This is a genomic window from Limosilactobacillus sp. (assembly GCF_022482365.1).
Taxonomy (GTDB): Bacteria; Bacillota; Bacilli; order Lactobacillales; family Lactobacillaceae; genus Limosilactobacillus.
Genome location: NZ_JAKVPE010000001.1, coordinates 1,412,818 through 1,431,111 on the forward strand (window position 1 = coordinate 1,412,818; position 18,294 = coordinate 1,431,111).

21 protein-coding genes are annotated in these 18,294 nt (G+C 53.9%); 6 read left to right on the forward strand and 15 right to left on the reverse strand.

Annotated features, from left to right (window positions below):
* Nucleotides 1-8: 8 nt before the first annotated feature.
* The 3 genes from asnS to LKE23_RS06630 all read left to right on the forward strand — a co-directional run bounded on the left by asnS (nucleotide 9) and on the right by LKE23_RS06630 (nucleotide 3,682).
* Complete coding sequence (gene asnS, locus LKE23_RS06620) at nucleotides 9-1,307, forward strand: asparagine--tRNA ligase (RefSeq protein ID WP_291976561.1); 1,299 nt, start codon at nucleotides 9-11, stop codon at nucleotides 1,305-1,307.
* A gap of 294 nt (nucleotides 1,308-1,601) precedes the next feature.
* Nucleotides 1,602-2,903 carry a Fic family protein gene (locus LKE23_RS06625; RefSeq protein WP_291976562.1) on the forward strand — a complete coding sequence of 434 codons (1,302 nt, stop codon included), beginning with the start codon at nucleotides 1,602-1,604 and terminating at the stop codon, nucleotides 2,901-2,903.
* A gap of 101 nt (nucleotides 2,904-3,004) precedes the next feature.
* Nucleotides 3,005-3,682, forward strand: coding sequence for a dihydrofolate reductase family protein (locus LKE23_RS06630; protein ID WP_291976563.1), 678 nt, complete (start codon nucleotides 3,005-3,007; stop codon nucleotides 3,680-3,682).
* Nucleotides 3,683-3,729: 47 nt separating this feature from the next.
* Here LKE23_RS06630 and LKE23_RS06635 read toward each other — a convergent pair whose 3' ends face one another.
* The 3 genes from LKE23_RS06635 to LKE23_RS06645 form a co-directional block, all read right to left on the reverse strand.
* Nucleotides 3,730-4,521, reverse strand: coding sequence for an Rpn family recombination-promoting nuclease/putative transposase (locus LKE23_RS06635; RefSeq protein WP_291976564.1), 792 nt, complete (start codon nucleotides 4,519-4,521; stop codon nucleotides 3,730-3,732).
* A 121-nt stretch (nucleotides 4,522-4,642) separates the two neighbouring features.
* Nucleotides 4,643-5,851 carry a chloride channel protein gene (locus LKE23_RS06640; protein WP_291976565.1) on the reverse strand — a complete coding sequence of 403 codons (1,209 nt, stop codon included), beginning with the start codon at nucleotides 5,849-5,851 and terminating at the stop codon, nucleotides 4,643-4,645.
* A gap of 25 nt (nucleotides 5,852-5,876) precedes the next feature.
* Nucleotides 5,877-6,278: a MerR family transcriptional regulator gene (locus LKE23_RS06645; protein ID WP_291976567.1), complete on the reverse strand. Its 402-nt coding sequence runs from the start codon at nucleotides 6,276-6,278 to the stop codon at nucleotides 5,877-5,879.
* Nucleotides 6,279-6,406: 128 nt separating this feature from the next.
* Here LKE23_RS06645 and LKE23_RS06650 point away from each other — a divergent pair, with 128 nt between their 5' ends.
* On the forward strand, nucleotides 6,407-7,411 hold the full coding sequence (locus LKE23_RS06650; RefSeq protein WP_291976568.1) for a zinc-dependent alcohol dehydrogenase family protein: 1,005 nt from the start codon (nucleotides 6,407-6,409) through the stop codon (nucleotides 7,409-7,411).
* 10 nt (nucleotides 7,412-7,421) lie between these two features.
* Entirely contained in the window at nucleotides 7,422-8,540 is a 1,119-nt protein-coding gene (locus LKE23_RS06655) for an iron-containing alcohol dehydrogenase (RefSeq protein ID WP_291976569.1), read from the forward strand.
* A 121-nt stretch (nucleotides 8,541-8,661) separates the two neighbouring features.
* Here the strand turns inward: LKE23_RS06655 and LKE23_RS06660 are convergent, their stop codons facing one another.
* From LKE23_RS06660 to LKE23_RS06690, 7 genes are all read right to left on the reverse strand, one after another.
* Nucleotides 8,662-9,882, reverse strand: coding sequence for an ATP-binding protein (locus tag LKE23_RS06660; protein ID WP_291978275.1), 1,221 nt, complete (start codon nucleotides 9,880-9,882; stop codon nucleotides 8,662-8,664).
* 46 nt (nucleotides 9,883-9,928) lie between these two features.
* Nucleotides 9,929-10,546 carry a flavin reductase family protein gene (locus LKE23_RS06665; protein ID WP_291976570.1) on the reverse strand — a complete coding sequence of 206 codons (618 nt, stop codon included), beginning with the start codon at nucleotides 10,544-10,546 and terminating at the stop codon, nucleotides 9,929-9,931.
* Between the two features lie 12 nt (nucleotides 10,547-10,558).
* Entirely contained in the window at nucleotides 10,559-11,320 is a 762-nt protein-coding gene (locus LKE23_RS06670; RefSeq protein WP_291976571.1) for an NADPH-dependent oxidoreductase, read from the reverse strand.
* 140 nt (nucleotides 11,321-11,460) lie between these two features.
* Nucleotides 11,461-12,057: an NAD(P)H-binding protein gene (locus tag LKE23_RS06675; protein ID WP_291976572.1), complete on the reverse strand. Its 597-nt coding sequence runs from the start codon at nucleotides 12,055-12,057 to the stop codon at nucleotides 11,461-11,463.
* Nucleotides 12,058-12,060: 3 nt separating this feature from the next.
* Complete coding sequence (locus LKE23_RS06680; RefSeq protein WP_291976573.1) at nucleotides 12,061-12,519, reverse strand: flavodoxin; 459 nt, start codon at nucleotides 12,517-12,519, stop codon at nucleotides 12,061-12,063.
* A gap of 15 nt (nucleotides 12,520-12,534) precedes the next feature.
* Nucleotides 12,535-12,912: a nuclear transport factor 2 family protein gene (locus tag LKE23_RS06685; protein WP_434737615.1), complete on the reverse strand. Its 378-nt coding sequence runs from the start codon at nucleotides 12,910-12,912 to the stop codon at nucleotides 12,535-12,537.
* 10 nt (nucleotides 12,913-12,922) lie between these two features.
* Complete coding sequence (locus LKE23_RS06690) at nucleotides 12,923-13,690, reverse strand: carboxymuconolactone decarboxylase family protein (RefSeq protein WP_291976575.1); 768 nt, start codon at nucleotides 13,688-13,690, stop codon at nucleotides 12,923-12,925.
* 195 nt (nucleotides 13,691-13,885) lie between these two features.
* Between LKE23_RS06690 and LKE23_RS06695 the strand changes: the two genes are divergently transcribed.
* Nucleotides 13,886-14,170 carry a hypothetical protein gene (locus LKE23_RS06695; RefSeq protein WP_291976576.1) on the forward strand — a complete coding sequence of 95 codons (285 nt, stop codon included), beginning with the start codon at nucleotides 13,886-13,888 and terminating at the stop codon, nucleotides 14,168-14,170.
* 44 nt (nucleotides 14,171-14,214) lie between these two features.
* Here LKE23_RS06695 and LKE23_RS06700 read toward each other — a convergent pair whose 3' ends face one another.
* From LKE23_RS06700 to LKE23_RS06720, 5 genes are all read right to left on the reverse strand, one after another.
* The gene (locus LKE23_RS06700; protein WP_291976577.1) at nucleotides 14,215-15,099 is read right to left on the reverse strand and encodes a LysR family transcriptional regulator; all 885 of its coding nucleotides are present in this window, start codon (nucleotides 15,097-15,099) and stop codon (nucleotides 14,215-14,217) included.
* A 149-nt stretch (nucleotides 15,100-15,248) separates the two neighbouring features.
* The gene (locus LKE23_RS06705; protein ID WP_291976578.1) at nucleotides 15,249-15,824 is read right to left on the reverse strand and encodes a TMEM175 family protein; all 576 of its coding nucleotides are present in this window, start codon (nucleotides 15,822-15,824) and stop codon (nucleotides 15,249-15,251) included.
* 103 nt (nucleotides 15,825-15,927) lie between these two features.
* The gene (locus tag LKE23_RS06710) at nucleotides 15,928-16,524 is read right to left on the reverse strand and encodes a cation transporter (protein ID WP_291976580.1); all 597 of its coding nucleotides are present in this window, start codon (nucleotides 16,522-16,524) and stop codon (nucleotides 15,928-15,930) included.
* A gap of 135 nt (nucleotides 16,525-16,659) precedes the next feature.
* Nucleotides 16,660-17,526 (reverse strand): alpha/beta hydrolase, encoded by an 867-nt coding sequence (locus LKE23_RS06715; protein WP_291976581.1) that lies wholly within the window; start codon nucleotides 17,524-17,526, stop codon nucleotides 16,660-16,662.
* 17 nt (nucleotides 17,527-17,543) lie between these two features.
* Nucleotides 17,544-18,287 carry an SDR family NAD(P)-dependent oxidoreductase gene (locus LKE23_RS06720; protein WP_291976582.1) on the reverse strand — a complete coding sequence of 248 codons (744 nt, stop codon included), beginning with the start codon at nucleotides 18,285-18,287 and terminating at the stop codon, nucleotides 17,544-17,546.
* Nucleotides 18,288-18,294 lie beyond the last annotated feature (7 nt).

Consider the following 18,294-nt stretch of genomic DNA (forward strand, 5'->3'; position numbering starts at 1 on the left):
TTAAAACAGTGGAAACAATTAAGATTAGTGAATCACCAAAACACGTTGGCGAAACCGTTAAGATCGGCGTTTGGCTGACGGACAAGCGGTCCAGTGGTAAGATCGCCTTCCTGCAGCTGCGGGACGGCACCGGTTTCTTCCAGGGAATTATCCGCAAGAACGACGTCGACGAAAAGATTTTCGACCTGGCTAAGCACGACCTGCACCAGGAAACCAGCTTCTACGTTACTGGTGAAATCGCCGAAGACAAGCGGTCCAAGTTTGGCTACGAAATCCACATCCAGGACATCGAGGTTGTGGGTGAAAGCGACGAATACCCGATTGGTAACAAGGACCACGGGATCGACTTCCTGCTCGACCACCGTCACCTCTGGTTGCGGAGCCGCAAGCCGTGGGCACTGATGCGGATCCGCAGTCGGGTTAAGCTGGCCACAATGGAATTCTTCGACAAGCACGGCTTTACCCAGTTCGACGCGCCAATTCTGACCTCATCCGCTCCTGAAGGGACGACGGAGCTGTTCAACGTCAAGTACTTCGACACCAACGCCTACCTGTCACAATCCGGCCAGCTGTACGGTGAAGCCGGTGCGATGGCCCTGGGACGGATCTACACGATGGGCCCAACCTTCCGGGCAGAAAAGTCCAAGACCCGTCGGCATATGACGGAATTCTGGATGATCGAACCAGAAATGGCTTGGTGCCACGAAGAAGAGAGCGAAGAGATTCAGGAACAATACATCGCCTACCTGATTCAGGATCTGATTGACCACTGCGCAACCGAGCTGGAAATGGTTGGCCGGTCCGTGGAAAGCCTGAAGCCATTCACTGAGCTGCCATACCCACGGGTAACCTACAAGGAAGCCATCGAAATGCTGCAAAAGGCTGGCATGGACGTCAAGTACGGCGACGACTTTGGTTCACCGGAAGAAACCTTCCTGGCCGACCAATTCAATAAGCCAGTCTTCATCAAGAACTACCCACGGGCCATCAAGGCCTTCTACATGCCAACCGACCCAACGGATGATCGCCAGGTAATCTGTGCCGACCTGCTGGCACCGGAAGGCTACGGTGAAATCATCGGTGGTTCCGAGCGTTCCTACGACTACGAATACATCACCAGCAAGCTGGAAGAAAACGGCCTGTCCAAGGAGGACTATGGCTGGTACGACGACCTGCGCAAGTACGGTTCCGTGCCGCACTCCGGCTTCGGGATGGGGCTGGAACGGTTCCTCGCCTGGGTCACCCTGCAGGATCACATCCGGGAAAACATTCCGTTCCCACGGATGATCAACCGCCTGCGCCCATAAAATTATCCAATATCTTAATCCGCAAAATGCCTAAAACGCGTTTTGCGGATTTTTATTTTGACTCTATTTTGCCAAAAAGCCGTTTTTGACGATTTTAGTTGCGTAAGAGCTGGTTCTATTTTGCGAAAAATGCGTTTTTGTCGATTTTGAATCCATGAGAGCTCACTCTATTTTGTGAAAAACGCATTTTTAACGATTTTGATAGTGTACTTTGGGGTTCTATTTGCTCAAAAGTAAGGTTTTCGCGATTTTGATGGTATAATATTTATCAAAACACCGTTTGGAGGGACAATAATGAGATATTTGCCGCTTTCAAAATACAAATATGCTGTGCAAAATGGCGACGACCCGTGGGTAAATGTAGAAAATGAGTATCAATCCCGGCTCAACAGCTATGCAGTTCAGAAAACCGCCCTTTTCCCTCTTCTCACCTACCGCAATGAAAGTCAAACCAGTAAGTATCCCATTTTCTTTCTTCCACTCCCAGAGATACTGGAACTGGCTGATCAATTCCGCCTCAATTCCAAACGAATCGAGGATCTTGCAATGCAGCTTCCTGGCCTTGCGATTAACCAGTTTCTCAATTCACTCCTTGTTTCGGAAATTTTTTACACCAACGATATTGAAGGAGTAAAAACGAGCAAAATTGAAATTGGAACAGTAATTCAAGAAAACAGCTTAAAAGTCAACGGTAAAGAAACGACGTCCAAACGACGGCTCGGTTCAACAATTAAACTTTATCAACAAACTCAACTGGGCAAGCCAATTCAGATTCAAACGCTGGCAGATTTTCGTAAAATTTACGATCGACTGTTAAAGGGGGAGCTGACTAAAAATCGTCTCCCAAACGGTGAACTTTTCCGCGATCGTCTTCCAAATGGCGAGTCTTTGACGATCAGTTCTTCAACCGGGGTTGTTGTCCACCGGCCACCAGCAGATGAGGAAAAAATTCAGCAGGCGTTGAGCACATTAATTGAATTCATGAATGATGACACAACTCCGGCGCTGTATAAGGCCTTAATTACCCACTTTTTCTTTGAAAACACCCACCCATTTCTGGACGGCAATGGTCGAATGGGGCGCTACTTACTCTCTTCCTATATCTCAACCAAATATGATCGCTTCACCGGCTTCTCAGTGGCCACGGCCATTCACGCTCACGTTCAGAAGTATTACAAGGATTTCGTCGAGGCAGATCACGCCGAAAACCGCGCCGATTTAACGCTCTTCATTCAATCATTACTGGCGATTTTAATTAGTCAGCAGCAAGAAAACATTACAAATTTAAGTCGAGCCAAAGCTGAACTAGACGCAGCCAAGGACACGATTAACAGGTGGACCGAAGAAAACAAGGAGTCTTTCCCTAATAAAACAGATCTCAAGTTAGTTAAACAAACTCTTTTCTACCTTGCCCAGTCAAAGCTATTTTCTTATCAACCAGCCTTGGGAATTAAGGACAACGAAATTATTGAAAGCAATAAGAGAAATGGCTTCCCCATGGCTAAAACCCGCCGGACATTGGACCTGCTTACGGACTGCGGAGCAATTCAGCTAATCTCGAAGAAACCCAAACAACACGAAATCACAATCATTTAATCATTCAATATTTGCATAATTCATCACGATAAATAAGCATTTCCAATCATTCATTTTTTCGGTTATCCTGGGGACAAGATCACACAGGAGGTATTGAAGAAATGAATAAACCATACATTATTTGTCACATGATGATGTCAATCGACGGCCGGATCGATTGCGGCATGACCGCCCAGCTGAAAGGCAACAGCACCTACTACTCAACCCTGAGCGCTATCGACGCCCCAACCCGGATCAGCGGCCGGGTTACCGCCCAGACCGAACTGTCCGGCGGCCAGCACTTCGCCAGCGCTTCTGCAACCCCGCTGGGCAAGGAAGCCTTCGGGAAAAATGCCAGCGCGGCCAGCTACAATATTGTGATGGACACCAAAGGCACCCTGCTATGGGGCAATGACGGCGGGGCTTCACAACCGCACCTGATCATTACCAGCGAACAGGCTACCAAGGAATACCTGCACGACCTCGACAGCAAGGGAATTTCCTGGATTGCAACCGGCAAAGAGCACATCGACCTGGCACGGGCCATGGAAATTCTAGCCGAGCAATTCGGTGTTGACCGCCTGGCAATCGTCGGCGGTGGCAAGATCAACGGCGGCTTCCTTGACGCCGGCCTGATTGACGAAATTAGCATTGTCATCGGTCCCGGTGCTGATGGCCGGGTCAACCAGCCAAGCCTCTTTGACGGGCGGCCAGCTGGACGGCGGCCAATCGATCTCAAACTCAAAGATGTTCAGTCGTTTGACGACGGCGCGGTTTGGCTCCGCTACCTGACAAAGTAAAGTAAATTCAAACAACCCCCAGGGCGATTGGCTCTGGGGGTTGCTGTTTACTTGAATAGTTTTTGCATTTGTTGGTTGGTTAGGTCAAAGTGCTGTTGAACCTTAGACTTTAACTGATCTTCCGGCAGGCCTGCTTCACGCAGTAGAGAAATCGTGCCACGAATTGCCTCCATTTTCCCTTCTTCACGGACATCTTCGTCGTGGAACATCATGTGAGTCTTGTTATCCATGTAATCATTCCTCCATTCCGTGTTTTTGCTTAGATTCTGGATGTAATCCTTCAATTCATCGACGTACTCGTCATTTACTACATCCTTATTATCCACGTAATCAAGGAAGTTGCGCAAGTCTTTACTGACATCATCTTTGGTGCCCTTAGTATTCAGAAAAATTGCTGTGCGACCGTCGCCCAATTCCAGTGACTTCTCCTGCTTACAGTAACTTAAAAAGTCATACCGATGCAGTCCCAGGCCAAAGGGATCGAAGGGCCAGATAAAGATCACAAAGGACCTGTTCAGCGTTGCGTACTTTTGCCCGTGCTTTAACATCTCACTATCGATCCGGCCCTGATAATAGCGCACCCGCTGCGGCAGGCCGCGCGTGTGGCGGATCTGCATGTCGATCTCGTAGACGACGCCGTCCTGGTCCTTGGTGTAAACGTCGAAGCGGACACCGTGGCTGAATTGAGTTTCCTGAATCGTCTTCTGAACCGTCGGGAACTCAATCCGCTCGATTTTTAGTTCCGGCAGGATCAGCTGGATCAACTGCTGACAGAGCTTCTTATTGCTCATCACGCTGCCGAAGACAAAATCATCCTGAATGCTAATTTCGTTGTTCATTTTGTTCACCTCGTATTTACTGCTCTAATTAATAAATACGGGAAAAAGCCAAAATTTGATTTTTAAAGTTCCTCCTGACACAAAAAATCGTGAACCCAGCCGCCCGAGTCTACGATCTTCTTTATTTTTGCATCAGTTTAGTTTTCTTCATCAGCCAGTCGGTCGCGTAAGCCGCCACCAGCAGCACCGGCAGCAGTTCAATCGGTACCAAGAGGGCCAGGAGGATCACCGTCAGCAGCGGGCGACCCAGGATGCAGGTCAGGCTGGCCGTCAGCACGACCGCCGCATTGACCGCCACCGTCCCCGGCAGCACAAGCGCACAGGCCACTCCGATCGCCAGGCTGGCAAAAATTGCCGGGAAGATTGTCCCCCCGCGCCAGCAGAGCGCAAAACCGAGGTTGGTGACGACCGCCTTCAGCACGGCCACCAGTAGGAGGTAACCGGCCGTCATCCCCAGCGCCTCCCGGCTAAAGGGCACGATCCGAAACTCACCGGAGAAGAGCGCGTCCTGACTGATCAAAGTGCTGGCCGCCAGCAACAACCCAAAGAGGCCCCCCTGCCAAACCTTGTCCAGACGGGCATGCTCGATGTGGCTGGTCCACTTGCCAAGCTGGACAAAGAGCCAGCCAAAGGCGATCCCGACCGCCAGTGCCGGAAGCGCCGTCAGCAGGTCCAGCCACTGCCAATTGATGGTGCGGTGATGGATGCCGAAGACCCCTTCCTCGGGAAAAAGCTTGAAAATGATTGCCGACCCGACAACGCCGACCAAGATCAGCAAAGTGATTACCAGTCGTTTCTGACGCCGATCCTTAAACAGCGTGCCAAAGCGCGGCGCCTGGGCCAGCTCTTCTCGCCTCATTTTGTCGCGCCAGATACTAGGTCGGTGCTCATCATCCCTTGTTTGGTCCAGATAGTAGGCCCAGCGCATCCGGTCGCCGAGCCAGTTCACCATCCCGCCGATGATCACCGTCGTCGAGGCCTCGGGACCAATGCTGCCCCCGGCGCTCAAGACCAGGAGCCCCAGCAGCATCGACTTCCACCACTGGTGATAGTCGACCGCGCCCTTCATCCTTACCTGGGTCAGAACCCCCGCGATTGTCAGCGGGTAGTCGCCCAGGCGCTTGTTCAGGTAGCCAATCAAAAGACCCGCGGGGATGCAGATCAAAAACGGGTACCAGTGGCTGGGCAGGTCAAACAGGTGCCGCCCGTCGAGCCAGACCCGGTCGATCAGCCAGTTCACCAGGTTCAGGTAGCCCGCCGTCAGCATCCCGATCACTAGGCTCCAAGCCAGCGCGTAGCCGCCTAAGTTTAGTCGCAAATGTTTATCCATCAGTCTCTACCTCTCAAATGCAATTTTAGCAAAAACGCTTCGGATCCCAGTCCTGGGGGTTGGAATCGTCGGCCGTTTTCCCCGCCAGGATCTTCTGGTAGTGATTGATCCGGTCGGTGACAATTTCCTGGCGCTGCTTCAATGCGGCCAGCTCCTGAGCATTGTGCTTTTGCGCCTCCTGAAGGATCTGGTAGCGCTCCTTTACCGTGGCCGGGCCCTCCAGGCAAAGGTCGAAGTAGTGGCGAACCTCCCTGACCGTCAGCCCGCAGCCCCGTAGGAATTGGGCCGCCTTGAGCCAGTTGAGGACCTCGTCGTCAAAAATTCGGTTGCCGTTTTTGTCCCGTTTGACGTCCGGCACCAGGCCGCTGTCGGTGTAGTGACGGACCGTGTAAACCGTCATCCCCAGCTTTTCGGTTATCTCATGCATCGAATACATCATCAATCACTTCACTTTACCAAATTTTAAGTTCTTTCGCCTTGCCTCGGGTAACCCGAGCAAGAATATACTAATGACATCATAACGAATCTAGAACAAAAACGAAAGGATCTGATTGAATGTCAAAGATGTTACGTGTTCACCAATTCGGTAGTGTTGCTGGGGTCCAGCTGGACGATATCGAAGTGCGCCAGCCGGGTGCCGACGAAGCCCGCATCAAGGTTGCAGCCGCCGGAATCAGCGGCGACCAGCTCAACTTCATCAAGGGCCGCTTCCTGCCCGGCCAACCCGTGCCAGAAACGCCAGCCAGTCTCGGTTACGAGGCCGCGGGTGTCGTGACCGCCGTCGGCCCAAACGTTGATTCCAACTGGGTCGGCAAACGAGTTGCCCCGATCGGTCCTTACGACTTCCTGAAGTACGGCAGTTTTGGCGAAGAAATCATCGTGCCAGCGGATCGCCTGGCCGAAATTCCCGACCAGCTTCCGTTCGACCAGGCCGCGGCGCTCTGGGTGCCATACCTGACCGCCTACCCAATTGCCGTCACCAATCCTCAATTAACCCACGGCTACGTCCTGATCACCGCGGCCACCTCCACCGTTGGCCACGCCGCCATCCAGATCGCCCAGGCACGGGGCCTGGAGGTGATTGGCACGACCCGGTCCGCGGCCAAGGCCAAGTTGCTGAAGGAAGAAACCGGAATTGAAAATGTCATCGTCAGCGGCCAGGATGACTTTGTCAAGTCGATCCAGCAGATGACGAATGGTCACGGTATCGACATCGCCTTTGACCCAATCTTCGGCCAAACCATCACCGAACTCGCCGACGCCATGGCAATGGGCGGACACATCATCGAATACGGCGTGATCGCCGGGATGGAGGCCCCAATGCCCGTTCCGCAATTGCTCGGCAAGGGCCTGACGATCAAGGGCTACTCCGTCAGTGAGGTGGTTGACCATTCAGAGATTCGCCAAACTGCCAGCCAATACGTCCTCGACCACATCACGGCCGGTGACTTTACCCCATTGATCGCTAAGGAGTTCCCACTGGCCGACTTCAAGGCCGCCTTTGATCAACTGGCAAAGAATGACCTGCTGGGCCGGGTCATTCTGACGATGGACAAGTAAGGAGAAAAAGATGAAGTTCACGATTCAACCAGCACCCCAATTAATGTACGATGCCCCCCTCGACCAGTGGCTGGGCGCACTGACCAATTTTGGAACCAAGCGGCCGCTGATTATCTTGGGCAACCAGTTCTTCAAGAGCGCTGGCTTCCTCGACAAATTGACCACCACCCTGCAGGCTAGCCAAATCATCCCGACCGTTTTCGACGACTTCCGGCGGGCCGATGTTGAAACAGCCAAGCGGGCCCGGGACCTGGCGATTGACCAGGGCGCTGATGCGATCATCACGATCGGTGGTGGGACGGCCCACGACCTCGGCAAGACCGTCGCCCTCCTGACCGCCAATCCCAACGCCAAGCTGATGCCCATTCTCCAGGGCCAGCAGTCGGTCGCCGGCTGGTCCTACCTCCCCGTTTTCACCATCCCGACCATGCCTGGCTCCGGCTCCGAAGCCAACGGTTCCGCCCAATTGAACGGGACCGATGGGCTGCCATACGGACTCGAAGGAATTTACCCAGCGCTGACCTATCTCCAGCCGGAGTACCTGGGCACGCTGCCGAACGTCTCCCTTATCCAAGGATCGCTCACCATCCTATCCCAGCTGACCTTAATGGACCTCACCGCCGACAGCAACCGCCTGATCGAAGGCACCCTCGATCAGTATCTGACCACCCTGGTGGAAACGCTGCAGTCCGTCGTTGACCACCAGCGAGCCAGCCATGACGAACTGGGGACCATCCTCCAGCTCAGCAGTCTCGCCATTGGTTCCCACATCCAGTACGGCAAGACGATGGACTGGGGAATTTTACTGTTGACGATGCAGGTCATGAACCGCTGGCAGGTTTCCTATTCCCAAGCCATCAGCCTTCTTTTGCCGGGCTGGGTTGCCGTCGTCGGAACTGCGACGCCCGCCTTTGATCACTACTGTCAGACGATGGGAATTGACCCCACGAACGTCGTCACGGGACTCCAGGACGTTTACCGCCGTCTGAAGATGCCAACCCGGCTCAGCGAAGTCGGCCAGACGCCCGCCCAGCCACTCACTGCCTGGGCTGAAGAAATGGCGACTTCCGCTCTTCAGGGGGTGATGAGTGCCGAACAAATCCAAAAGATCCTCAACCTAACTGAATAACACGCCAAAGCGGGCGGCCGTGAGTAAAATCGTCATAGTCGCCCGCTTTTTTTACTTTTCGCACGCAAAAAAAACGGTCGATTTCGTTTTCGACCGTTTTTACGCCCGTTTTGCGCGCGATTTATTTGCTTAAAATGTATCTTGTCGCTCTGCCCTCACCTATTTTTTCAACATAGCCTCGCTGGCTGAGCTGCTTCAAAAGCCTCAAAGCCTTAGTTCTCCCAAAGCCAGTTGCCTGACTAATTTTCGTCGTGGTACTTGCCCCTTCGTGAATTGACTGGTAAATCCGATTTTCGTCAGCAGTCAGGTCGTCAGCAACGAATTTCAAAACCGGCAAAACGATTTTGATTGAATTTTCAAAAATTGCAAATTGCGGCTGAACTAAGCTCTTTTGATATGAGTCTTTGATTCTTCTTATTCCGGTGCCGAATTGTTCAATTAGCCCTAGCCTAAAGAAGACGTTGGCAATAATTGGATTTCGCAAAATGGAAATCTGTCCCGCCAAGTATTCATTCTTGCTTAGCCCTTGTGGCAGTCCACCTGGTGAGGTTACTTCGATTCGGTCATCAAACATGGACACTTTAATTTGCGAATTAACACTCCAAATCCGATGAACTAATGCGTTCGCGATAGCTTCACGAAAAGCTTCTTCAGGAATCAGACTGACAACATTACGAGTCGCACCCTGAATTTCTTCGTGTTGATAGTATTGGCGATATTTTTGGAGAGCTTGGTCATATTCTTTAAGGATCGATTCATTTTCATAACTCGCCCGATCGAGCATAATGCTAATGTTCTCGCCAAAACGAATAATGTCGATTCCGCGGTAGTGGTTTTTATCGGCGAGAAGCTCACCGGCATTAGTGTAGCCATCTTTTTGCTTCAAATTAAGAGTAATCAATACGTCGGATGTTAATCTTCTAATCCCCAATTTTTCTTTCAGGGCATCTTCTAGAACATTAAATGAGAGATCTTGATTTGTCGCCGTTAAGCCGTCGTATGTTTTATTTTCACCAATCAGAATTAACTGGGATAATTCTGCTCTGTCAACTTCGATCGATGCACTATCATTTCTCTTATAGGCCTTTGATTTATACAAGTACGGGGGATGATCTCCTTGATTGACCGTTAAGGTAACCACGTTTGTCTGCTCATCAATTTTCAAATTATAGTCTGGATTCGGTTTGATCGAATCATTGATCTTATTTTCGACGTCTAGACAAAAGTCAACCGGATTCTTCACGCCAACAATTGTTCCATCATCCTTTACTCCGAATTTGACCTCACCAGTTCCATAATTTGCAAAAGCACTGACCGTTTTTGCGCCCGTTTTGCGCGCGATTTATTTGCTTTTCGCGCGCGTTTGAATCGGCTGATCTTCTTTAATTTTACTTTGGCCGCGCCATCGAGAAGCGCTCGCCAAGCCGGCTGTAGTTTGGTCCGGCGATCCGGGAAATTGGATCGAGCGCGGTGGCGTCGACGTGATAGCGATCGTCGACAATCTGGTCCGCCAAGTCATAGTTGACGACCTCCAAGATCAGGAGATCTGCGTCGGTTTCTCCATCCCGATTCTTAATTGGCACCACTTGGTCCAGCTTAACCTCCAGGCGCGCCTTGCTTCCCGCAATTCCGGGCGTCGTTACCCGCTGGCTATCCGCGGTGGTCAGTCCTGCAAGATCAGCCTCACTCTCGCCACTTGGCAGGCTGGCCGCGGTCATGTTCATCTGCGCCGCCAGCTGCCGGTCCACCAAGTTAACAACCCCCTCGTGCTCACGAAGCAGATTGGCCGTGGTGTCCTTCGGTTGGCCATCAATTCGCCCAATCGCCACGGTCACCAGCGGCCGCGACCCCGGCACTACCGAGAAAAAACTGAAGGGCGCCAGGTTCAAGTTGTGGTGGCCCGCATTCCAGGTGGAAATCCAGGCAATCGGCCGTGGAGCCACCAGCCCGGACAGCAGCTTGTAGTTATCGAGCGGCGAAACCCGCTGGCTATCAATTTGTTTCATTATAAAATCCCCCTAACGCTTTAATAGTCCCTGCTGCTGAGCGTACTGAATAAAGGCATCCCGCGGGCTGGCAGGCCGGTCGTTCAGGGCACTGGCCCGGCCGGCAATTAGATCGGTGAAGCTGGTGTCGCGGGCATTGGTTGTTCGACTAGCGTAATAATCGTGCAGGGTTTGATCGTAGTCGGCGAGGGTAGACTCCGCCACCCCACCGGCCGGATACTCATTTTCAAAGACCAGGGCGTCAAGGGGCAGACGCGGCTTTTCTTCCGACTCATCAGCGGGAACGCCAATCTTCAATCCCAAGACCGGCGCTGTCAGCTTGGGCAGGTGGAGCAGGTCGCTGATCGCCTGGTTGTCATTGTGGATACTGCCGAGGACGACTCCGCCCAGGCCCGCGCTTTCGGCTGCCACCAGCATGTTCTGCACCGCCAGGGTCGCATCGAAAAAGGCCTCCATTAGAATGTCGGTCGTGTCCAGCCGGCCGAGGGGCTGGTGCGCCTTTTCACGAATCTTCGCGTTCCGGTTCAGGTCGGCAATGAAGATGAAGAGGTCCCCATTTCCGGCAATGTAGGGCTGGTGGGCAATCGCCGCGATCTGCTGTTTCTTGGTCGGATCGGTGACGTGGATAATCGAAAACTGCTGGAGGAACTGGCCGGAAGAGGTGTGCCGGGCCACTTCGTAAAGAGTGTTCAGCTGGTCGGTCGTCAGCGGCTGATCCTTAAATTTGCGAATCGAGCGGTGATTCAATTGTGCTTCAATCGTGGAATTGTTCATGGTAAAATCCCCCTTCTTGTCACTTACTAATTATAAGTTACTGCTGAACGATCACCAAGTCAATTGTGCCTTAGTTAAAGGACCTTAACTGCTGGTTAACGAAAAACGGCGGGCCACAAATGCTGGCTCGCCGTTAATTTTTACTTGCTTGGCGTGTTGATCCCCACGCTATTCTTGGAATAAAGGCTTGGATCCGCACTCAGGCGCTTCACCAAATCGGCAATCGAGCTGACGGAGACGTTGTGCCCACCGAATGGCTGACCCTTCTCCGTGACCTCGTAGTCGACCGGGCCGGACGTGAACCAGCCGGGCCGAATGACCGTGTAGTTCAGGTCCGAGGCTTCGATCACGTCGGCCGCCTCCCGATAAGGCTGCAGGACGGGGCTATCCTTGAGATTGTCACCCATCCCCGCGGGTACCTCGTTGTAGATCCCCATCGAGGAGATGAAGAGCAAACGGGAAACGCCATTCCGGTCCATCGCCGCCACGATCTGCTTGGCAAAGCGGCCCAGGCTGCCGAACAGGGCGGCAAAGACCACGTCCTGTCCTTGCATGGCCCGGTCGAGGTCGGCGTCGTTCATGACGTCACCGCTGATCACCGTCTCGCGGTCGCCGGCTTGGATGCGGTTCGCGGACCGGGCAAAGAGGGTCAGCGTGTCATTCGTTTCGTTCAAAAGCGTTTGCCGGACCGCACTGCCGACGGTCCCGGTTGCACCAATAATTAATACCTTAGTCATCGTTTATTCCTCCTCGAGCTCTTCCAGCCAATTCTTCAAATTCTTACCGTTGTCATTGCCGGTGAGGACCCGCAGCTGCGGATTTTCATCGGCAAACTGTCTCTCATAATCGCCGTTGTTGCCGACGCTGGTGTAGAACGGCGCCACTTTCCCGGCGTAGTCGCCAAGGGCGTGCAGGAAAGACAATACCGGTGTCGATGGCGAGTAGGTCCAGACTGGGCCGCCGACCAGCACCAGGTCGTAGTCGGTCAGGTCCGGCAGCTGGTTGGTCAGCTGCGGCAATTCGCCGGCGCGCATCTGCTGCTTGGCAATGTCGGCCGTCTTGTACATGTCCCGGGAGAAGATCCCCGGGGCCACCGTCAGTTCCAGCAATGTCGAATCCGGCAGCAATTTGTGAATCCGTTCCGCCAGCCGCTTGGTCGTGCCCGACCAGGAGTAGTAGGCAATCAATGTTTTACTCAATTTTAGTCCCCTCTCTCAATAAGTAGAAGCCTCTTGTCTGACAATCAGCCATTTCCCGTTGTCCTTTTCGTATTCGACCCTCATCTGGAGCGGCCAGGTGGCAACCGCACTGCCCCAAACGCTGGCCCGAACCCGGTTCTGGCCAACCAGGCTGGCGCGATTGCCGTCAATCTGGACGTCCTTGATCCGGTCCTCGGTCGAGGAAAGATAGTACATGTCGCCGTTTTGAATCTGGTCAATCCATTCCAGCTTGGGCTGCACGTAGCCGGTCATGTGCACCAGCTGCATTCCCGGCGCCAGAATCCGATTGAGGGTGGCGACGTCGCGGGCGACCATCGCCTCGTTCTCCATCCGGTAAAGGTTGACCAGCTCCTGTTGGTCGTTGGCAATCATCGTTTCCATTTTAATTCTGCTCCTTCAGCTGGTCCGCCGCTTCGTTGACGCAACGCAGGGCGTTCAGGCTCCGCGGATAACCGATGTAGGGAATGTTTTGGGAAATCACCTTAATCAGGAACTCCCGGTCATTGCCGACGCGCATGTTGCCCTTAGCGTGGCCGATCAGCTGCGGTTCCGCACCACCCTGGGCAGAGATAAAACAGAAGGTGATCATCTCCCGCTGCCGCTTGTCCAAGCCGGACCGGGTGTAGTAGTCACCAAAACAGTTATCGGTCAGCCAATAGTTGATGTGGCGCGTTTCGGCCGGACCGGACTTCCAGAAGCCCTTCATCCCGTCGCCGAAGATGTCAACCTGGGCTTGTTCACCAGCGGTCAGACGATCCGCCGTCGTGGTATTGGCCTGTCCTTCCAGTGGCAGCTTGATGCCGCGCTGTTCAAAAATCTCATTGGTAGCCTTGAGGAAGGGGAAGACCCGGCCAATCCCAAGGTAGGCGACCGCCTGGTAGACGATTTCCTTGATCTCGACCGGGGTCAGGCCAAAGTTCATTGCTGCCGGAACCATGGCCTTAAATTCGTCAATCCCCTGACAGCCGAGCAGCGTTGCCAAAATCGTCATGAAGCGGGTCTTGCCATCTAGGTCGTCGTGGTTGACCACCTCATCGAAGGCAAAGTTGTCGAAGCGTTCGATAAACTCAGGGTCGGTCCGCTTGAAGTCGGACTGGTAGCCCGGAAACATCTTTTCGTGGTATGCCTGTGCGTTTTTACTAATTGCCATTGTTGATCTCTCCCTTGTTAGTCAATGTTTCGTTCTGATTGATTGTCTATATGATAGCGGGAACGCGCGGCCAGACCAATTCCGCTTTTTGATGGTTTGGATAAGAAAAACTTATTGAAGATTTTCAGCCGGAACAGTTGACTTAGAGTTTACTCTAAGTAGTACGATCATTCGTGAATCAAAGGAGGTACCATGATGATCCTATTGGGAATTGGCCAGGGTCTAGCGTTCAGCCTACAGACTAGCTCCGGGGTGGCAAATGCGGGCCCGGCGATTGCCGGCTCCGCGTCCGGGGTCGTCAACGTCGTCCACCAACTCGGCAGCTCCGTGGGGATGTCGATCACGGTGGCCCTGACCAGTGGAATTGCTTCCCGATCGGCTGCTTACAACACGGCTGTGTTAATCATGCTGGTGATCGCGCTGATCTCGCTGGCCGCTTGCTTTAACGTCGCCCGGGTAACACGGAAGGCTGCTAAATGAAAACAACCCTCAAGCGCAACTATTCATTGCGCCTGAGGGCTTTCTTATTTCTGAAATTGTTCCGCCAGCTTGTCGGCGAAGGCCTCGATGTAATAGCCCGAGTTGTCTTTCTTCCAATAGGCGTAGTACTTCTGGTGCAGCGGGCGCTTGCCGTTGTAGAGCGGGAGGATCCGCGAGAGCTGCGGGTCGATCAGGTCCTTCGTCCGGCCGTTAACCAAGATGTATCCCTGGTTGGCCACGACCAGCGCCTGGGCCTCGCCAAAGGTGCTGACCACCCGGAAGGCGCTGTGGATCCCCAGGATATCCCGGTAGTAGTCCTCCTCTTCCCCCGCCTGCTGGGGATTGACCACCAGAATGCACGGCAGGTCAGCCAGCTCCGCCGTGGTGATCTTTTCCCGGTCGGCAAACTTGCTCGAACTGACCACCGCCATGAAGTCGGTCTCCGTCAGCAGGCGGTTGTTGTACTCGTCCGACAGTGCCCGCCGTTGGTCGGAGAAGTTCAGATCGACCCGATCGGACCGCAGCAGCTTGAACAGCTCCTCGTGCATCCCGCTGGTGATCTTGACCTCCACGTTCGGGTACTGCTTGGAAAATTCGGCCAGGGCCTGGAGAAACTCCTGGGTGCCAAAGTTGCGCAGGTAGCCCAGGTGCAGGACGTACTGCTCACTGCCCCTGGCGATCCGCTGGGTTTCGGCCCTGAGCTGATCAAGCTGCTTGACGATCTGCTGAGCCTGGCGGTAGAAATATTCGCCGGCCGGGGTCACGGTGAAGCTGCGGCCCTTGCGCTCCAGCAGTTTCACACCCAAGTTGTTCTCCAGCTCCTTGACCTGCTGGGAAATCGCCGATTGGGAAATGTTGTTGTCCAGAGCGGCCGCGGTGAAGCTGTGGCGGTCCACCACCGCGATAAAGTAGCGCATCTGTTGGTCCATTGATCTCACTTTCCTTCCGTGCTCGTTCATGGTTCCATTGTACCCCATCGAACAGCCACCAAGACAAGTAACAAGTCACAATGTTTCCCGTGGAACATTTTAAAAGCAGGGCGCCGTGAAACGTCCTGCCGTTTTGCATTTTTAACAATTTACTCCATCCGGTGCTTGAGCTGGTTCGGGATGACCAGGCAGAGCAGGGTCACCAGAACCGAGTAGAGCATTGCCGGTGGCCACACCGTCAGTGTCAGAATCAGGCCGACCACTTTGATGAGGACGTCGGGAACGATCCAACCACGGCTGCGCTCCTTCAGCCATTCTCCGTACGACTTCTTGCCATCAGCCTTGGCGACCGAGGCGTACATGTTGGTGTTGGCGAAGGTAATCAGAAGGACAACGATCCCGTAGAAGGTCTGGGCGCCAACGTCATCGTAGTGGGCTGACATGATGCTCGTCGCGTACGGAAAGAGCGAGGAGAAGAAGAGCATGATCAGCGTTGCCCAGAGGGTCCCGGTCGTCACCCGCTTGATGTGGTACCACTCGTTGTGCATGTTGATCCACATCGCTCCGAGCCAGAAGAAGGAGATCGCGTAGGCCATGTAATTCGGCCACAGTTTTAAGAAGCCTGCAAGCGTCGTGTGTTCCGGCTTTTCCAGTTCTAACACCAGGATCGTAATAATAATTGCCAGCACCGCATCGGCGAAGGCAGCCAGTCGGTCTTTGTTCATTGTTAGCACCACCTTGTTAGTTTTACCTTATTCTAACATAGAGGGGCAATTAAAAAGAGCATCCGCGTGAGATGCTCTGATTAGTTAAATTAGCAGCAGAAAGCTAACCCCGCACACCTTCAAGCCCCTCTTTAACAATGAAGAAGACCAGCAGGAGTGAGAAAACGCTGTCCGACCACCACCAGCCTTGCCAAATTGTCAGGAGGTTGCCGACCAGGACCGCGGCCGCAGTGTAGGCACAGGTCAGGTTGCACATGGCATCTTCTTTGAGCGCGGCCGAGTTGACCTCCCCGGCGACCCGCAGCTTGATCATCATCAGGATCGGCATGCAGATCAGCGAGGCCAGGGCCATCAGGGTGCCGGCCAGGCTGCTCTCCGCTCCCTGGTGGGCTAGCAGATTATAACCCGAGGTCAGAACGATGTAGACCGCCAGCGCCAGCAGGCACCAGCCCACGATTCGGCTGGCTCGGCGTTCGATCCTGGCCACCTCCTCAGCAGGCCGTCGAAAGCCGACAATTAGCCGCCACAGCAGGGCCCCACCGGAGATGATCTCCAGCAGGCTGTCCAGGCCAAAGGCGATCAGCAGCAGCGAATGGGCCTGCAGCCCAGAGAAAAAGCCGACGAGAAACTCGAAAACCATCCAGGCGATCGAAAAGAGCTCGACGGTGATTCCCCGCCGGTAAGGATTGATGGTTGACATTAAATTCCACTTCTTCCGCAAGTTAATGTGAATATTCTAGTAGTTTTGGCCGAATAGTTCAAATCCGTACTGCCGCTGACAAAAAACGCCGCACAATTGCTAGCACGTGGCTAACCGTTGTGTGACACTTTCAATTTAATTCTTCAAAAACTGGGCAATCGCTTGGGCCACCGCCGGATTATACCGGGTCAAAGCACTGTGCTGGGCAAGCGGCCCGCGAAATTCACGTTCCTGGTAGGTCCCCGTGATTCCGGCGAAGTCCTGGCGCAAGCCCTGGGCACTTTCGTGACTGACCGCACCGTCGCTCGGTTTCCCCTGGTAGGTTCCGTAGATGTTGAGGTCGCTGAAGTGCGCGCCATTGAATGGTGAGTGCCGGCCCTCGTACCATTGCTGGTCGGCCCTCATCTCTTTGACATAGGTCGCAAATCCCCCGGTCTGGTGCTCCCTAAATTCGCGATCTTGCGCGCGATCAGTGTTGACGCACGAGGCAATGTCGACCAGCTTATTAACCCTGGCTGGCCCATCCCGGTGGGTCGCCAGGTAGTAAACAATGGCGTTGTTCCCGTAGGAGTGAGCCACGGCGTTGAAGCGCTCCACCCCGTACTTTTGATGCAGGTGGTTGACGATCGTGCCGATCCATCCCGCCGCAACGTGGTAGTCCCCCTCATGATTGTTAGCAAAAATCACCTGAACCAGGGGCTGGCCATCACCCTGGTGCCACCGACCAGTGTATTTGACCTTGCCGTTTGGTGAAACCGTCGCCCGAATGGAACGCTGGCCATAGCCATCCGCCGCAATCCGCCGAATCAGCATGTTGCTGGACCGCGCATTGCCGCCAAAACCATGGATAAAGAGCGTCGGCACTGGTCGCCCGTGTGATTGACCGGGCCGACTTCCCGAAAGCGCCGGGGTTCCGATCCCAAAGAAGCCGGACAGATAGGTGAGCGCCAGCACCACCGCGGCCATCACAACAATCAGCGCCCTTTTGCCACCCTTCGTCATCAATCCTCGCTTCTTTCTTAGTTCATCAGCTTGTAGCCACCGTCAATCTTAATCACTTCACCGTCGATAAAGGCGGCATCGTCGCTGGCAAGGAAGGCCACCAGCTTAGCCACCTCTTCCGGCTTAGCCAGCCGCCCCTTACAGGTCTTGGCCTGCTGGTAGTCCAAAAGGTCCTGCGGCAGGTCCTTGTTCATGTCGGTCGCCACCCAGCCCGGGCAGACGCAGTTGACGTTGACGTCCGGCTGGTACTGGAGGGCACTGTTCTTCGTCAGGTTGATCAGGGCCGCCTTGGAGGCATCGTACTCCGCGCTCTCGGGATTGTAGGTCGTCATGACGTCGATCGTTGCGATGTTGACGATCTTCCCATACTTGTTCTTAGCCATTTCCGGCGCCAGAAGCTGGGTTAAAAGGAATGGGGCGTAGAGGTTGACTTGCATTGACTTTTCCCAGTCCGCCAGCTTTTTATCTTCAAACTTGCCATAGAGGGCGATTCCGGCGTTGTTGACCAAAACGTCAACCCGTCCGAATTCCTGCAGGGCCGTGGCAGCGAGGCGCCGAACAGCGGCTTCCTTTGATAAATCGGCCTGAATGGCTAGGGCCCGGACGCCATACTTGGCGCTGACCTCCTGCTTCACGGCTTCGGCCATGGTCTGGTTATGGACGTAGTTAATGATGACGTCATCGCCACGGGAAGCAAATTCTTCAATCTCGGCCTTGCCCATCCCCCGGCTCGATCCGGTTACTAATACGACACGCTTCATAATTTTT

Coding starts and splice junctions, on each gene's coding strand:
- LKE23_RS06625 (WP_291976562.1), top strand. CDS start 1,602: ATGAGATATTTGCCGCTTTCAAAATACAAATATGCTGTGCAAAATGGC.
- LKE23_RS06630 (WP_291976563.1), top strand. CDS start 3,005: ATGAATAAACCATACATTATTTGTCACATGATGATGTCAATCGACGGC.
- LKE23_RS06635 (WP_291976564.1), bottom strand. CDS start 4,521: ATGAACAACGAAATTAGCATTCAGGATGATTTTGTCTTCGGCAGCGTG.
- LKE23_RS06640 (WP_291976565.1), bottom strand. CDS start 5,851: ATGGATAAACATTTGCGACTAAACTTAGGCGGCTACGCGCTGGCTTGG.
- LKE23_RS06645 (WP_291976567.1), bottom strand. CDS start 6,278: ATGCATGAGATAACCGAAAAGCTGGGGATGACGGTTTACACGGTCCGT.
- LKE23_RS06650 (WP_291976568.1), top strand. CDS start 6,407: ATGTCAAAGATGTTACGTGTTCACCAATTCGGTAGTGTTGCTGGGGTC.
- LKE23_RS06655 (WP_291976569.1), top strand. CDS start 7,422: ATGAAGTTCACGATTCAACCAGCACCCCAATTAATGTACGATGCCCCC.
- LKE23_RS06665 (WP_291976570.1), bottom strand. CDS start 10,546: ATGAAACAAATTGATAGCCAGCGGGTTTCGCCGCTCGATAACTACAAG.
- LKE23_RS06670 (WP_291976571.1), bottom strand. CDS start 11,320: ATGAACAATTCCACGATTGAAGCACAATTGAATCACCGCTCGATTCGC.
- LKE23_RS06675 (WP_291976572.1), bottom strand. CDS start 12,057: ATGACTAAGGTATTAATTATTGGTGCAACCGGGACCGTCGGCAGTGCG.
- LKE23_RS06685 (WP_434737615.1), bottom strand. CDS start 12,912: ATGATTGCCAACGACCAACAGGAGCTGGTCAACCTTTACCGGATGGAG.
- LKE23_RS06690 (WP_291976575.1), bottom strand. CDS start 13,690: ATGGCAATTAGTAAAAACGCACAGGCATACCACGAAAAGATGTTTCCG.
- LKE23_RS06695 (WP_291976576.1), top strand. CDS start 13,886: ATGATCCTATTGGGAATTGGCCAGGGTCTAGCGTTCAGCCTACAGACT.
- LKE23_RS06700 (WP_291976577.1), bottom strand. CDS start 15,099: ATGGACCAACAGATGCGCTACTTTATCGCGGTGGTGGACCGCCACAGC.
- LKE23_RS06705 (WP_291976578.1), bottom strand. CDS start 15,824: ATGAACAAAGACCGACTGGCTGCCTTCGCCGATGCGGTGCTGGCAATT.
- LKE23_RS06710 (WP_291976580.1), bottom strand. CDS start 16,524: ATGTCAACCATCAATCCTTACCGGCGGGGAATCACCGTCGAGCTCTTT.
- LKE23_RS06715 (WP_291976581.1), bottom strand. CDS start 17,526: ATGACGAAGGGTGGCAAAAGGGCGCTGATTGTTGTGATGGCCGCGGTG.
- LKE23_RS06720 (WP_291976582.1), bottom strand. CDS start 18,287: ATGAAGCGTGTCGTATTAGTAACCGGATCGAGCCGGGGGATGGGCAAG.